Source organism: Flavobacterium sp. PL02 (assembly GCF_035013205.1).
In the GTDB taxonomy this organism is placed as follows: domain Bacteria; phylum Bacteroidota; class Bacteroidia; order Flavobacteriales; family Flavobacteriaceae; genus Flavobacterium.
Window position 1 is genome coordinate 1,081,717 of sequence record NZ_JAYGJP010000001.1, and the last position, 16,652, is coordinate 1,098,368.

6 protein-coding genes are annotated in these 16,652 nt (G+C 33.5%); all 6 read right to left on the bottom strand.

Translation table 11 applies throughout. From position 1 onward, the window contains the following. Positions 1 to 28 precede the first annotated feature (28 nt). A complete protein-coding gene (locus SHI72_RS04590; RefSeq protein WP_323489192.1) occupies positions 29 to 637 on the bottom strand; it encodes a hypothetical protein in 609 nt (202 codons plus the stop codon). Then, entirely contained in the window at positions 625 to 5,751 is a 5,127-nt protein-coding gene (locus SHI72_RS04595; RefSeq protein WP_323489193.1) for a fibronectin type III domain-containing protein, read from the bottom strand. The genes SHI72_RS04590 and SHI72_RS04595 overlap by 13 nt, the downstream gene beginning before the upstream one ends. A gap of 3 nt (positions 5,752 to 5,754) precedes the next feature. After that, entirely contained in the window at positions 5,755 to 11,019 is a 5,265-nt protein-coding gene (locus SHI72_RS04600) for a T9SS type A sorting domain-containing protein (protein ID WP_323489194.1), read from the bottom strand. A 4-nt stretch (positions 11,020 to 11,023) separates the two neighbouring features. Beyond that, positions 11,024 to 13,090: a fibronectin type III domain-containing protein gene (locus SHI72_RS04605; RefSeq protein WP_323489195.1), complete on the bottom strand. Its 2,067-nt coding sequence runs from the start codon at positions 13,088 to 13,090 to the stop codon at positions 11,024 to 11,026. 512 nt (positions 13,091 to 13,602) lie between these two features. Continuing rightward, positions 13,603 to 14,316 (bottom strand): YebC/PmpR family DNA-binding transcriptional regulator, encoded by a 714-nt coding sequence (locus SHI72_RS04610; RefSeq protein WP_323489196.1) that lies wholly within the window; start codon positions 14,314 to 14,316, stop codon positions 13,603 to 13,605. 222 nt (positions 14,317 to 14,538) lie between these two features. Continuing rightward, positions 14,539 to 16,569, bottom strand: coding sequence for a S41 family peptidase (locus SHI72_RS04615; protein ID WP_323489197.1), 2,031 nt, complete (start codon positions 16,567 to 16,569; stop codon positions 14,539 to 14,541). Between the last annotated feature and the right edge of the window lie 83 nt (positions 16,570 to 16,652).

Consider the following 16,652-nt stretch of genomic DNA (forward strand, 5'->3'; position numbering starts at 1 on the left):
ATTTTAATTTTATTTATTTGTATTATAATTAATATATACTTATTTCTACTTTAGAAATATATTCCTCTTCTAAATCTAAAACATCCTGTCTTAATTTTAGAATATCTTCTAAATGAGCTTCAGTTCTATTAATATAAAAATCAACAACTTCACTTATTTCTGCATTCTCTAATAATTTCAAACTATCTATCTTAATAATACTTTTCCTTAAATGTAATTTGATAATAACTTTTTCATATAGGGCATTATTGATAATTTCTTTTATTCTTGACTCTTCGAAATTATCCGACCTAAAGAAAAATGGTTTTGAAATTTCGGCTCTATTATTATATTCTATATTCATAAAAAAACTAGATTCTGTTTTAACTACAACAATATCACGACCGTAATTTTTATGTTTTGAAATTATCTTCAAATTAAAATAACTGGAATCATCATCTTCATCTTTAATATAAATTGCATACAAATTAGATACATCAAAATTTTTAAAATAAGATTTTGTATAGTTTGTATTGAATACTTCAATTGATACATTGTACTTAATATCTTTCTTATAGTTAGTCTCTATAAAAGGAATATCATCATATTTTGTAACAAATCTTTGAGATATTAAATTGTAATTTCTTAGTCTGTCCATATAACGTGTTCGTGAAGTTTATTATTTTCTAGGTTTATATCATCATATTTGTCAATAGGAAATTCTCCAAAATTAAAATGTTCTTTATTAACTCCACCTCCTACTAAGTTTTCAGCAACATCAGGAAGGTCTTTTCGAACTAATAGTACATGGCTGCCATCCTTACCGGTTAAATAAACTTTTAATTCCAATTGTTTTCCAGTGTGTCTATCTGTAATGTACTTAGTTTCAAAATATTGTGCGTTAAACTTTTTTAACAAATAATTCTCTGCTTCCATCTCATTTCTGACAATATTATATGCTCTATCAATTTTAGATTTATCTTTTACAACTTTTATAATTCTAATATTATCAACCATTTCCTCTTCTACTTTTCCTATATTAATATCAACATTCTTAATCCAAGGAATTAAATTTTCAATTTTATTTGCTAAATCATCTGAGATATTAGTTAAATATTTTCTCAAATTAAAACCAGCTCCCATTACTACACCATCTGAACCTTTACAGCCTGGACACTCATTTACTGGGGAGCCTACTTTAACTGCACTGCCATTTGGTTCAACTCTGTACCAATCTGTTCCTTCGGCTCGTTTAATTCCATCTTTGTAAATGGTAATACTTCCTTCTGTCGTATAGACGGTTTTACCTGTCGCCTCTGATAATGCTTTGGCACTAGCCAAATCATTACAAGATAATAATATAATTTCTTGGTCTTTACTTAACTTTTTGCTTAATAATTCACCTAATTCTTCTGGGCTTAACTCCAGACCATCTACTAAAAATTTACCCCCATCTGTAGCGTGCAAATTTACTAATAGTTGTTTTTCAGATTTTTTAATTATATTATTAAAACTCTTGGTTAGAAACTGTCTTAATTTTATACTAATTTCAGGCTCTAATTTTACTAACGGAGCAATAACGAATCGTCCTGTTTTATTAATCGCCGCTCTTACATATGGACTTGAGAATTTGGCAAATTTACCTATTGCCTGTCCAACAGCATCTAATTTTTCAAGTGTCTGAAAAAATGCAGATGCGCCTTTGATTTCACCCGCACCAATAAAACAAGAAGCAATTACAAAGACTACCTCACCACTTGTATAGTGCACCATACAAGGATTAGCGGTAGATTTTCTCCATTCATCACCTATCATAGTTCTTATGCCATCCCAACTTAGTTTTGATATATTCTCACTAAATTTCTCACGAGCACCATCTTCATTAACAATCAAGCTAAAAATACCTCCTGGTATTTTAATTATCATAGAAGCGCCTGCAGGTAGAGCCTCAACAACACCTATAAATCCATTCCATACACCACAAGTAAAAGCAAAATCTGATCTGCTTGCAGAATATTTATCTGTATAAATTGGATTACCAATTACGGTGTTAATTTTGTCTTTTGCGATGGATAAAGAAACATACGAATATACTTCAGCTGGAAACGAGTTATAATCAGTGGCATCCGGATTATAAAAACGATCTGGTATTGCCAGCTTCCCTATAAGACCAGCCAAACCATCCAACATCGCTGTTAAAGGATTAAAAGCAGTATATTTACCGTCAAATTTAGGTAATACTTCACCTAATAGCTGAAGATATTTGTTCATCTCTGTACTACCTTTTCCTTCTGTTTTATCTCCTAAAACAGTTTTTATAGTTGCTTTTCCTTTTGCATCAAAATCAATCCAAAGCGCAATTTCCAATCCTTTTACACTAGCTAAGTAATCAGTTACTTCTTTACGTTTGGCAGGAAGTGTTTGAGTATCCGTTAAAAATATTTTAGTCGCAATGCCAGAATCAGTTTTGATACCTGCCATTTCAGAAAGAATTTTATTTTTTTCTTTCTCTGTAATAATAGCTGAATAGTCGTAAACATGACTTTCAGCTGCGTTTACATCTACCGGATCATTTTTATAACCTTTATTCGCAAGTTTTCCTAAATTTTCTACATAGTTAACATAACTAACGTCTGTTCCATTACCATCTCCATCATAATTACATCCATTGCAGGCTACATAGCCCCAAAAAGTAGTCCTATCTTCTTTCTCACGTCTAAAGTTATCTTTAGTAGCATATTTATCTATAAAGGCACTTAATTTTTCTGGTACCTTACTATCAAGTACTACTTTTAATTCTTCATTGTAAATGGTTTTAAGATATTTATGTTGGGTAATCGATTTGTCATTATCAAAAATTAACCAAATTATACTCTCTTTTAAAGTTGGTTTGGAAGTTGGTAATTCAAAAACATCCTTTTTGTCTGCATCATTAACATACACTTTGTTTGTCGCATCCCATTTGTATGTTTTTTTACCGTTTTTAAATCCGCCCACGAATCCTTTTTCAGCAACTTCAAGGTAAGCCACAGTTGTTTCGTCTCCATTATTAACAAAACTCCAATTTGGTGCAATACCAAAACCTCCTGCTAACTGCCCACTTTCTTGACTCTGAAAAGCATACAGTTTAAACGCTGGGTCGTTAATTTGTTTCCAATCTTGATGATTCAGGATAGTTCCTTCACTATAATCCATCAACAAATCGGTACCTGATTCTGAAGTCTTGTACTGCTCAAAAGGATGTTGTAATTTAAAAATTCCGTGACCTAATTCGTGTGCAGGAGTTTTAAGTCGCACAGCCTCTGTACGGGAAGGAAATACATATCCAAACTGTCCGTTCAAACGCATATAGCCATCCTGCCCAGTACTTGAAGGTTTATTGGTTATAAACAGTACGTAACTATTGTCTGCATCATGATATAATGCGTTTATATTTTGTTGCTCAGCACTATAGGTAGAGGTAAGGCTGTTTCTTTCTGTTTGAATTGTTTTCCCAGGAACAACACGATCGAAATCTTCTAGTACTTCCTCTTTCTTGAAATTTATTTTGACCCCTACTTTATTATAAATCGCCTGAGTATTAGCAATCACTTCATCAAGCCTATATTTCGAAGTATTATCTGTAGGTACTAGCGCCACATTTACATTTTTTGGCGAAATATGCACCAGCATAAAAGCACCAATAACTTTCCACTTATCCCCTTGTTTTATAGTCGCCAATATTTGATCTTCGGCATAACTCAGCTTTCCTTTTACTGTTAGTACAAATACTTTATCGTTTCTGTCAGCTTGGATTTTTGCTCCATTTTGATTTTTAAAAACGATACTATCCAATTTTATATTGGTATCTGTAACGGTTACAGTGGCTAACATTGTATCTGTATAACCATTTAAAACTGCCTTATAGGGTAGCGCTACATTACCTACCTTTTTATATAGCTTTTCCAGAGCAGCAGGTGGCTCAATTGGCATTACATCAAAAGCATATTTACTGTCATTACCTGAAAAAGCAATCGAGATTCCTTTGGCAGTAAATGCTGTGGCCTGACCACTTTTATCTACACCATCGGTATTCTCAGGAGTTGGTTTTCCTCCCGCTGCGGGCTCTGTAGGTTCGTTACTTCCATTACCATCTTTGTCTACAGTATACGTATTTCCTTTACTATCAGTAATGACAGTATCTTTTCCTCCTGGAATGGTTACTTGCTGTCCATCGTTACCATTTACAACAATATCTCCATTGGGATTAATAATAATGTCTTTGATCTCAAACGGAACAGTTTCTTCTATCTGCCCACCCTGACCTTCACCTGTGAAATCTTCTACATCGGTAACATTTTTCCATTCGGGATTATAACTCGTTTCAACGATACCACTAATTAACTGATAATCGGTATTAACTACGATATTGTTAAATTCAACAGCAATTTTAGTATCTTTTAGATAAGGCACAATAATATAACCTCTCCCGGAGTAAGGACTATTCTCACCTTTGAGTTCAAGAATAGTTACCGGAAAATCTCCTGCTTTAAATGTTTCGCTTTGGATTAAATTGGTAAGCGGTTTTTGATTCTGAATATTTATTTGGGGTATGATACCACAATTATAAGCAGGAACACCACTAGTTTCTGTTGGCGTTGTAAATGTACTGATTCCGGAATAGGTAAACGACTGAACACCATCAGTTGCAGGATCACAACTTGAACCAACTCTAAACTGATAGGTTAAACCTGGCTCTAAATTGGTGATTAAACTTTGCGTGTTTAAACTATTTATCGAAAACCATTGTGCATTACGAACATTTTGTTTTTTATATTGTACCTGATAGCGGGTGTGTTCTGGTATTCCTTCCCATGTTATTTTTACACTTTTAGAACTTTGAGATTCGCTTAACAAAAAGGTGGGAGCTGCACAGGAAGCAGTGTATTTAAATGAATAAATTTCACTATATCCATCATTTTTAAACACGGCGTTCTCTGAAAGTCCTGTTGTCGAAATTGCTCTTACGCGCCATGCATAACGCATTCCCGGCGTAAGAATAGGCATGCTTAAATTATACAGTAAAGCAGTTCCAAAAAGTGTTTCCTCATATAAAAGGGGAGACATCTGAAATGCAAACTGCGGATCTAGTGTAGGATCAATAAGCTGTTTTAATTCGAATTTATACGAGATATTAGTCGCATTCATCTGGCGTGGTGTCCAGGTAAACATAATATTTGGGAAATCGCTTGAAGCTATTTGCTCATTTTTTTGTGGCGTATTTAAAAGTGGAGGATCATTTAAAATCAAATATAAACTAGCACAGCTTTTTTGTGATATTCTTTGATTAGTCATATAATCAAACATTTCAAAACAAAAACTATACATGCCTTCCGGTAATCCGTTGGCGTATTGTAACGCTGTAATTCCTTGCAGGTTTTCTAACCTAAATAAGGCCCCAATATCAGTATTAGTTAAGGTCTGCAATTCGCCTCCATTGATAAAAATGGGACGTTGTCCTACCATATAATCGCTGGTTTGTATGTTGAGTCCGTTACCTTGTATGTACAATTTTAGACGCACCTGTCGTTGCGATATAGAGATATCGGTAGGGTTGATTAACAGTCGCATTTTAGTATCCATACTGGTAGCGTAATCAGATAGTTTGATACTGTACGGGCTATTAAAAACAGGTGTTAACTGGACAGGGAATAATTGGGCATAAGCCCCCCAGCCCCCAAGGGGGGAGCAAAAAAGAGTAAATAATATTATGTTTTTGAAAAAGTTTTTCATTTTCTAATAGATGATAATTTTTTTAACAAGCGTTTGTTGTTCTGTCTCAAGCACCAAAATATACATTCCAGACGGCAATGAAGTATTAAAATCGACTTCGTACTTTTTCTTTCCTGAATCTTTTTTCTGCGTGGTAAATTCTCCCGTAGTAGAAAACAGCCTTAAATTTATAGCACTGTTATTCTCTAAAGTAACAATTGCTTTAAAGTTTCCGTTACTCGGATTAGGTGTTACAATAAAATCAATTATAAACTTAGAACCAATAGCTGCATTAGGAAGCGCGCTTCTTTTTTCTACTGTAATATTTTTATTGTATGTGGCAAAGCAGTCTCCCTGTGTTTGTTGTAAACCTATTGTATAAATACCTGTAGTATCAAATTTAAGTGTAATATATTTTTCTTTTTGCTCTACAATGCTAACACCCTTAGGTAGTATCCAGTGGGTACTTTCTCCAAAAGGATTACTAGTATTTACCAAAATAACTTCTTCATCTGAGTAAGCCTGAGAGCTGAGTAAAAACTCAGAACTGATTACCATCTGATTTGTTTTTATTATAATTTCGTCCTCTCCAATACAACCTAAAACAGAAGTTACTTTTACATGATAAGTTCCAGCTTTGGTCAAACTTACTTTTGCCTGATTTGATGTAAATCCATTTGTAGAAGTCCAGTTGTACTGTGCTTTATCATCTGAGATTGTAGCATCTAGATCTAATACCTGATCGTTGCATAAAGTTCTGTCTTTCCCTAAATCAACCACAATTGGGTTTGGATCTTTTAAAATAAACTTCTTTTTGTAAACACAACAATCCGTGCAGGAAATAGTTACTTCATAATTTCCAGTTACCAGATTATTTAGATCTTTGGTAGTAGCTCCTGTATTCCATAAAAAACTATAAGGTAAATTTCCACCAGTAACATTTAGTTCTATTGAACCATCATTACCACTATAACAAGTTGGATTTGTTACTGTTTCGGTAGTGAATATCCCCTTCGGATCACCTACAAAAATGCTCCCCTGAATGACACAGCCTTTTGCGTCGGTTGCAATTACAAAGTAGTTGTTTGTTGTTATGTTTTCAATTCTTGCCGTTGTTTCACCATTTGTCCACTCATATGTATAAGGCGGAGTTCCACCGGAAACGTGTGCTTCTGCCCAACCATCATCTCCATTGTTACAACTGGCATTCGCTTTTGTAAAAGTCAGATTAAGTTTTACTGGTTCGGGCATATACTGAGTAACATCTACTTCTTTTACTAAAATATTATTGACATACGTTCCGAGTTTTATTCCGTTGGCATCTTCAATATTTAAGGCATACGTTCCATCAGATAAGTTTTCGGCTGTTTCATCCTGATCGTTCCAAATAATCCATGAACCATCTTTTTGCTGTTTCTTCCAGGTATAAAAATAGGGTAGTGCGTTGTTTTTGTCTGCCTTTAACTGAATTCCTCCCTTGACATGGGCCACTAAAATTCCGTCCTGAGATTCGTCTCTTTGGTTGTCTTGTGGATTAGCATCGGTCTCGTTTCCAAACTCATTACTTACATTACATGAAATAGTACGAACTACTTCAAAAGTAACTTCAAGCGGATCCGGATCATCTAAAGCTGTAATTGAATTTGCCACCGTACAACTTATTTTATTTGTTGCAGCGTTATAATTAGCATCACGAACTGTTAGGCTATAGGTTTCTTCAGGAAGTCTGTTTAGAGAGATAGTATAAACGCCATTACTAAAGCTCGTTGAGGTTGTAGTTTGTGTTATTCCTTTACTGTTTTTCCATTCAAACCAATAAGAGTTGTTTGAGGAAATTGTTCCACCTGTAACTTCCACTACAATTTTTCCATTGGTTGCTTTATAAAAAGTAGGATTAAAAACTTCTGTATATTTTATGGACAAGGGAGCTGCAGGTTGCAAGATAGTGACACTTTCCTGTGTTGTACATCCTTTAGCATCTGTAATAAACACCCAGTATTTGCCTGCTTTTAGAATCGTATTTTTATCAATATCTACTTCATTAGACCATTTATAGTCATACGGAGGCGTTCCTCCCACGACATTTGCTGTAGCCCAACCGTCATTTCCGTCATTGCAAAAAACATCTCCATGGGTTATAGTCACAGATAATTTTGGAGGTTCCTGCATCAATTGGGTAACGTCAATTTCCTGTGTGAGAACATTGTTAACATAAGTCCCTAACATGATCCCGTTTCTGTCTTTTATATTTAAAGCATAATTTCCATGAGAAAGGTTTGAGGCTGTTTCGCTTGTAATGTTAGCTAAAACCGTCCAAGAACCATCATTCTGTTGTTTTTTCCAGTAAAAATAATAAGGCAATCCATTATTTGCAGAAGACGCCAGTGGAGTTCCACCAGAAACATGAGCGACTAAAATACCATCTTGCGACTCGTCACGCTGACCATCTTTAGGTGTCGTATCTTTATCATTACCAAACTCATTATTTGTATTACAAGAAATAGTACGAACAATTTCAAAAACAACTTTTAAAGGATCAGGTTCGGTCAATGCGACTTTTGACTCTAATATGGAACAATTAATAATTTGATTTGTACTCTCGCTATAATTTTTATCCTTAATCGTTAAAAAATAATCATCGGCAGGAACTCCATTAAGAGTAATAGTATAAAATCCATTTTTTAATTCTGCAGTTGTAGTTTGAAGTATTCCTGTGGAGTTTTTCCATTGATAATAATATGATTTATCATCATTTGGTGTTCCTCCTGTTATCTTAGCCACAATTCTTCCGTTGGTGGCTCCTGAAAAGGTAGGAGTGAAAATTTCTATATACTCAATTGCGACAGGGAATTCAGGTTCACTTATCACAATACTCCCTTTAGTAAAACAGCCTTTTGCATCAATAACTTCAACAGTATAGGTACCTGCAGTTAAATGAGATATTTTATTAACGTCAATAATTCCTTCACCTGTATTGTACCAAGTATAAGTATAAGGACTAGATCCTCCTGTGACATTTGCTTGAGCCCAGCCGTTATTGCCTACATGACAAGAAACATTTCCAGAATTGAATGATAATTCCAATTTAGTAGGTTCTACCATTTCTTTTGTTGTTGGAATTGCTGTTACTAAATCTGTAGTATTATAAGTTCCTTGTACTATGCCGTTAGCATCAATAATATTTAATGAATAGTTTCCTTGCGAAAGATTCTCAGCTGTTGCTGTTTTATATTCTGACAATTCCTCCCATAACCCTGTTATAGTATTATATTTTGACCAAATAAAGATATAAGGTAATCCATTATTTGCTGTTCCTGTAAATGGAATACCGCCACTTACTGTTGCTTTTAAAATCCCGTCTGAGAATTTATTTACATCTGATTCTGAATTTTCAGTGTTACAAGAAATAGGTTGTGTTTCTTGTAAAGTGATTTTAATTTTTTCGGGCTGCGTTAATATTTGAGAGGACTCGATAATAGAACAGCCTTCTTTATTTATGGCGTTATTGTAATTTTTATCTTTTACAGTTAGTTTGTATTCTCCCTCAGGAGCATTTTCTAATGTAATATTATATGTTTTATCAGCAGAATTATACTGAGCTGTTGCGGGCATAACAACACCAATACTATTTTTCCATTCAAAACTATAGGATTTGTCATCATTAATAGTCCCACCAGATATGGCGGCAACTAATTTTCCGTTGGCCGCTCCGTAAAAAGTTGGATCATTTTTGAGGGTGTAGTTTATGTATACAGCATTCGCAGGTTCCTCGATTGTGACTGACTTTGATAATTCGGCTCCTAATTCAATTTTCCCATCAACCACTTTCTGAATTTTGGCAACACAGCCATTCATGTCTTTCACATTTATAGCATAATCAATAGATAGACCAGAAATGGGATATAAACCATTTATAGGATGAGTATTACTATTGGTATTGCTAAAAGGAACCCATGTGGTCCCATTGTCAACGGAATATTGATATCCTTTTCCTGTTCCACCTGATGCATTTATGGTTATTGTTCCGTCTTTACCGCCGTTGCATCTAACATTTGTTTTCGATAAATTAAAATCGACGGGACTAGGTGAACCAATTGTAAAATAAGTTTTGATTTCTGTTGGTACTCTTGTATTGTAACCATCATAAAATCCAATCAACTGAAACTCATAGTTACCTCGGGCCAAATTGTTTCTAGTCATAAATTTATCTCCATCCATAACGACAGCTCCATTTACGTCTACAGGTGTACCAGTATCTGTATTAATTAAAGTGTAATTTAATGTCTCCTCTGGTAATAGTGATTTATCAAATTGTATTTTCACACTACCATCCTTGCTTTCGAAATCATAGCAGCTTACATTAGCAGGAAGCGCAGATATTACTGCAGGTGAGGTCTTTAAATATGTAAAAGGAATCTCGTTTGAATTCAAACTTTGGTGTGTTTTTTCTAATTCATCAGTATATGCTTCATTATAATGTGTAGTATAATTAGTAGCACAATTTCGGATGCATTTAATATAATTAGTAATTGGAAAACTAGGGCGACACTTACTGGTACATTCATTAACTTTATAATACGCTTCTCTACGAGCATATCCTTTAGCCAGTTCACTTCCTGCATTACAATTCATATTTACCCAAACGTAAATAATTTTACCAAAATCCTCAGCTTTTAAAAAATCTTCACCTTTTATGTCTAGAACAGGCTTATTATTAAAAGCTGCCGGAATGTCTTTTTCAGGTCCGGTACCTACTCTAAACTTCCAATTGTAATAGTTTGGAGTCAAATTATCGGGAAGTTCAATTTTCAAAACTCCAGTATCCCCCAAATATTGAGGCTCCGCTGGTTTATTAATAACAACAACAGGTTTAACGGTAACTGTTAATTCACGCAATTCACTTCCTGCATTAGCTTGATAAGATGAGAAACAAGTATTGGTAATACTCACATTATCATAATTTCGGTTTGGTCCGCCATTACAACCAAAAGTAGTTTCCCAACGAACTATTTTATGGAACTCTAAATTAACAATAGGATTATTTTTAGTAAAAGTTTCTTCATGATCTACTGGTTGATAAATTTTTCTTCCTTGAAAAAGATTAGAATGATTCCCATCCTGATAAGTTGCTCTGATATAAATTAATCCATCAATATCTCCGCATCCGTCACTATCTCTACTTTGATAACCTACAATATTTAACTTATATTTGGTGTCCCCAACTAAATTAATCTGTCCATATCCAAATACAGAAACCAATAAAATTAACAATAAGTAAAACTTCTTCATAGGCTTAATATATAACTGTTAGGGTTTCGACTTTTGTAGGGCTATCATTTTCTAAATTAGGAATTAAATGATATTCATATTCCGAGTTTATATTTAAATTTTTATCTTCTATAGTAAAAACATCACCATTTAATTCTTTCCATAATGTTGGCGGTGTACCTTTTAAATTTTTATAAATACTCAAACTGATTACTTTGTCCTTACTTTTATTGTAATTCCATGTCAGGACTATTTTTTTATTCTCTCGATCAGGTAGTCCTTGCAAAAATATAATTATTTTTACAGGTGTAAAATCCAAAACTTGTACTGTTATTGTAGAATGATCTAATGATGACCACAGATTACTTTTATCCCTAGCCAGAATAGCGTATTGATATGTCTTTTTATTCTCTACCCTGTCATCTGTATATTCCTGAATGGTGTCGTTTATTTGTTTAATCTCCAGCCACTTTTCCTGTCCTTTTTCTCTTCTTCTTAGACTATATCCTATTACATCTTCACTAAAACTGCGTATCCACTTTAAGTGTACTTTTCCATCTTTATTATCATAGTCTTTAAAAATGGGTGCAGCAGGGGGAATTTTATCGGGTTTATCTAAAACTAAAATATCGGATGGTTCTGAAATATTAAACCTCATGTCCTCCGCAGCAATTCTATAATACACTTTACTATTTGTCATTTTCAGGCTCACACTGTCTTTATAATCATTGCCTACATAGGATTTATGATAAATGTCTACAAATTCTTCACCAGCATTATTGGCTTTTAAAATTCGGTATCCTCGTAAATCTTTTTCCTGATTTGGTTTCCATTTCAATCGAACCACTCCAAGACTATCAATTACACCTTCAAGCCCTATTGGTTTTGCTGGTGGTATAGAATCTACAGGCTGAACCAACATACTCTGAGAGGTTAAGCGCTGATTATTCTTACCCACTACAGATATGGTAAAATAATTAGATGGAAATAAATTTTCTTTATAATTGAGCTTTCTCTCCGATGGAGGAATCATTTTAGAAACTACTTTATAGGGACCTTTATCATTATCCGATAGGTTAATTTCATATCCCTGAATAAAACCTTCTGAGGCTGCAGGATATTCCCATTCAAGGTTAACTTCATTGGAATTTACAATATTATAATCCACAAGCCTTGCAGTGGTGACCATAGCATCTACTCCAATTGCACTAATTGATTTCGTTAATTCGCCCTTTTCTCCAAATGAGGTAATGCCGTATAATCTATATTGATATGTTTTATCGTTTACACTAAGTGTATCTATATAATACATAGTTTTAGACGGATGCTCATCTTTGTCATTTAAGTTTACTAAAGGTGTTGTTGCTATTGGAGTATAATTGATCCCATCAGAAGATTTCTCGACCATGTAAGAAGTATATATTCTTTTGAATGTTTCATAATCCCAGGAAAGCAGTACTTTTTTATCATCCGGAATCGCAATAAAATCTGCTGGTGGGGGTAAAGCTCCATAATCTTTCAATCCAATCATATAGGAAGCAGACTTTATCTTCGGTGTTTCAAAAACAACTACCTGATAAGCATACACCTCGTTTGCTTTAACATTGTTATCTACAAAACCCCAACCTGCTTTTAACGCTCCTTCAAAACTCATGTCTGCTGCATACAAACCAAACGTATAGCGTTGATTAAGTTCTTCGGACATACTTACTATTTTAGCAAGTTCACCTTCTTTGGCACCAGTTACTTCGAAGCTTTCTCCATAGATAGATTGTGCAATTATAGCTGCATAATTGTCCTTTTGAGCCAAATCCATCCAAGAATCAAGAATCTCTGGCAATAGAGGAGTGGGAGTTAATACTTTTTTTTCTGGTTTAGGGATTGTTTTACCATCTCTTAGAATAGTAAAACGAGTAAGAGTAAAACCTTTTTTGTGTGCTTTTTTCCATTCGCTAGGCGTGCTTATTGCCCAACGAATCAATATTCTATCTTTTTGAGCTCTGGCATTTACCATTACTTTTGCATCTTTGCTTTGACTGTAACCTAATGAGCACGAAATAAATAATAAAAAAAGTAGTTTTATTTTCAACATTATATGGGGTTAATTAAAAAGCCACAAAACTAGCTTTTAATATTTAATTAATAATATTTTTACGCTTAAATACTCCAGAAATAAAGGATTTTTGTGATTTCTGAATGTCGGGATCTCTATTTAGTAAAATTGATTTGTTCAATTAACTTTTATGCTAATACCACAATAAATTAGATTTTTGTTTTAAACAAGGAATCCGGCGAAAATAGGAGGCTTTTTATGTTTGTGCAATACCCACTTTTAGTGATTTTGATCTTAATTGGTAAAAATTAGATTTTGGACAATAGTAAGCGCTTAATATAAATTTTGTTATTTTAAGTTAATTGAATAAATGCAATAAATCGATTTTAAATCGACTGCAAATTAAGTGCTAAGTTTTAAATTAAAGAGCTAATATAAGTTGTAAAAATATTATAATGAGGCTTTAATTGTTTCGTTCTTTTGCTCAACAAATTAGTAAACAAAAAAACTCCAGATTTCTCTGGAGTTTAGTTATAGTATAAAAGTAAAAATTACTCTTCTTTCATCGTATGATATACGTTCATAACGTCATCATCTTCTTCAATTTTTTCGATAAGTTTTTCTACATCAGCAATTTGAGCTTCAGTAAGTTCTTTCGTTATTTGTGGGATACGTTCAAAACCAGAAGATAAGATTTCAAGACCTCTATTTTCTAGTTCTTTTTGGATAGTTCCAAAACTTCCAAAAGGAGCATAGATTAAAATTCCGTCTTCATCCTCAAAAACCTCTTCAGCACCAAAATCAATTAATTCTAGTTCTAATTCCTCAGGATTAAGATTACCTTTAGGGATTCGGAAATTACAAGTATGGTCAAACATAAATTCAACCGAACCTTGTGTTCCCATAGTTCCGTTACATTTGTTAAAGTAACTACGAATATTGGCTACAGTACGATTATTGTTATCAGATGCAGTTTCTATTAATATTGCAATTCCGTGAGGAGCATAACCTTCAAATAAAATTTCTTTATAGTTGGCAGTATCTTTATTGCTGGCATTTTTTATAGCGCGCTCAACGTTGTCTTTAGGCATGTTGGCTGCTTTGGCATTTTGTATAACCGCTCTTAGTCTAGAGTTGGCATCCGGATTAGGACCACCTTCTTTAACGGCCATTACGATATCTTTACCAATACGGGTAAATGTTTTGGCCATTGCCGACCAACGTTTCATTTTTCTACCTTTTCTAAATTCAAACGCTCTTCCCATTGCTAATTTTTTATTTTGAGTTGCAAAAATACAGTTATTAGTTATTTTACAAAAACAAACACTATGTTTTTTTTGGTGAAATGTAAACTGGTGGCAGTAAAATGTAAATTGAGAATATATACTACATTGGAAGTAGTCAATAATCTCAGTATTCAGTTTTAAACTGGTATCAAATACTGAGACTAAACACTGCCACTGAATACTGTAAACGGAGACCGAATACTAATTAGCTGCATTAAAATCATTAATAATATTTACAGCCTCATTTAAGTACGGATTAGTTTTAAGATTATTAATTTGATATTGATTCATGACTTTTTCGGTAGGATAAATACCTAGCAGAAATTGGTTAACGGTCGAGTTATAAATCTCAAGTGGACTATTCTTGCTATTAAAAGCGTTTATTTCTTCCCACAAAATACTTCTTGATTTTTTCTGATTAAAAACAGCATCCAAAGTCATCGGAATTTCAGTTTGAGGGATATTAATAAGCTGGTCTATTTTTTGATTTATCTGGATAATGTTATTAAAATAATCACTTGCAGCAACCCTAATACTACTATCATCTGCTAAGCTATTTATAAGACTTCTTTTTACATAAGGTCTAAATTTTAAAACAGGAACAATACTATCGTTTTTAATTGCCGTGGGGAAATTTTTCTCCTTCTGGATAATGTTTTCGTAAAACTCAGGAAGAACCACATCGGGAGTTATACCTATATATTGATGACTCTTTCCTGTTATTCTGTAAAATTTATTGATAGTTATTTTCAGGAAGTCGGTGTTTTTTTTCTCATCCAGAGATTGTATAGTTTGCATTGTAGCTTTTCCTAGCGTAGTACTACCCAATAATAAAGCCCGGTTGTAATCCTGCATAATTGCAGCAAAGAACTCACTAGCCGAAGCCGTGTTGCCATTTACCAATACCACAACAATACCTTTATAAAGCATACCTTTATAAGGATCATTTATAACCGATTGCTCCTTTTTATTATCAACCACAATCGAGATAGGGCCGCTATCTATAAACATTCCGGCTAGTTTTATGGCTTCTTCCATAGAGCCACCACCATTATCTATTAAATCGATAACCAGACCTTTAATATTATCTTTTTGTAGTTTAATAATTTCTTTAGCAGTATCATCTGCACAACCTTTTCCGCTATTTCCTTCTAAATCGGCATAAAAACTAGGGATTTTTATATAACCAATTTTACTTTCTTTACCAATTATAAAGCTAAAAACAGAGTTCTCCTCATCCTTCATAATTTGTTTCTCTATGCTCACTTCAAAACTTTTTCCAGAATTCCTTTTAAGAGTAAGAATGATAGTTTTATTCAGCTCAGATAATATCATGGTCGAAATAGATTCAAGTGTGGCACACGAAACCTTTAAAGTTTCTTTTTGGTTAGAGATAGAGATAATTTGATCTCCCTTTTTTATCTGACCAGTTTTAAAAGCAGGACCATTAGGGTCTAATTCATCTACAATAATCTCATTTTTTTCATTCAAATTCACATTTAAACCCAGAGATAAATGCTCTTTGGATAAAGAAGCTACAAAACTAGATTTTGAATCATCGCTAAAATAGGCAGTATGAGGATCAAAATACGTACAGAAATAGTTATATAGTTTTTCTTGAGGATTTTTTCCCGTTTGCAAAAGCGTATTAATTCGGCATATTTCGTTATCAAGAACAGTTTTTTTATGAATCGGTTCAAGAGAAGCGAAATTCGTTTTAAGCGAGTCCAGATTAGAACTTACTTCAGAGATTTCATCCAGAATTTCGTAGCGCATTTTTTTACGCCAAACCTTCTCGATTTCAGTTTCCTTCATATATACAGGAAAAGATTTTTTGTAAAACCGAATCGTATCTTTCGCAGAATAATCAATAGGCAGAGTCAGGATTTTTTCTAAGGCAGCTTTGTTTCTTATAAGACCATTACGATATTTAGTAACAATATCATTCAGGAAACTACAATCTTTATTCAAAATAAGATTGTCAATATTCAAGCGGTATTTTTTGGCAAGCGCCTCGTATTCCGATTTCAGGAATATATTTCGGGAAGGGTCAAGGTCATCGATAAAGTTATCAAAAACAAAAACCGATAGACTATCATCTACCGGTTTTGGCTGAATATGCTCGCTTTGAATAAGCGCATTTATTTTAGTTAATATTTCACATGTAGAGTCACTATTTTGACCAAACAGAGAGAAACCAACAAGCAGAAATACTAATGAAAATTTTTTCATAAATCGGGTATCAACATTTAAACTAAAATTACGCTAATTTTTTTTATAAAAAGAGTATAATCTCACTAAAATATTGATGCCAG

Excerpts from the sequence above, each read along its gene's own strand:
- SHI72_RS04590 (WP_323489192.1), bottom strand. The coding sequence starts at position 637 with ATGGACAGACTAAGAAATTACAATTTAATATCTCAAAGATTTGTTACA.
- SHI72_RS04600 (WP_323489194.1), bottom strand. The coding sequence starts at position 11,019 with ATGAAGAAGTTTTACTTATTGTTAATTTTATTGGTTTCTGTATTTGGA.
- SHI72_RS04610 (WP_323489196.1), bottom strand. The coding sequence starts at position 14,316 with ATGGGAAGAGCGTTTGAATTTAGAAAAGGTAGAAAAATGAAACGTTGG.
- SHI72_RS04605 (WP_323489195.1), bottom strand. The coding sequence starts at position 13,090 with ATGTTGAAAATAAAACTACTTTTTTTATTATTTATTTCGTGCTCATTA.
- SHI72_RS04595 (WP_323489193.1), bottom strand. The coding sequence starts at position 5,751 with ATGAAAAACTTTTTCAAAAACATAATATTATTTACTCTTTTTTGCTCC.
- SHI72_RS04615 (WP_323489197.1), bottom strand. The coding sequence starts at position 16,569 with ATGAAAAAATTTTCATTAGTATTTCTGCTTGTTGGTTTCTCTCTGTTT.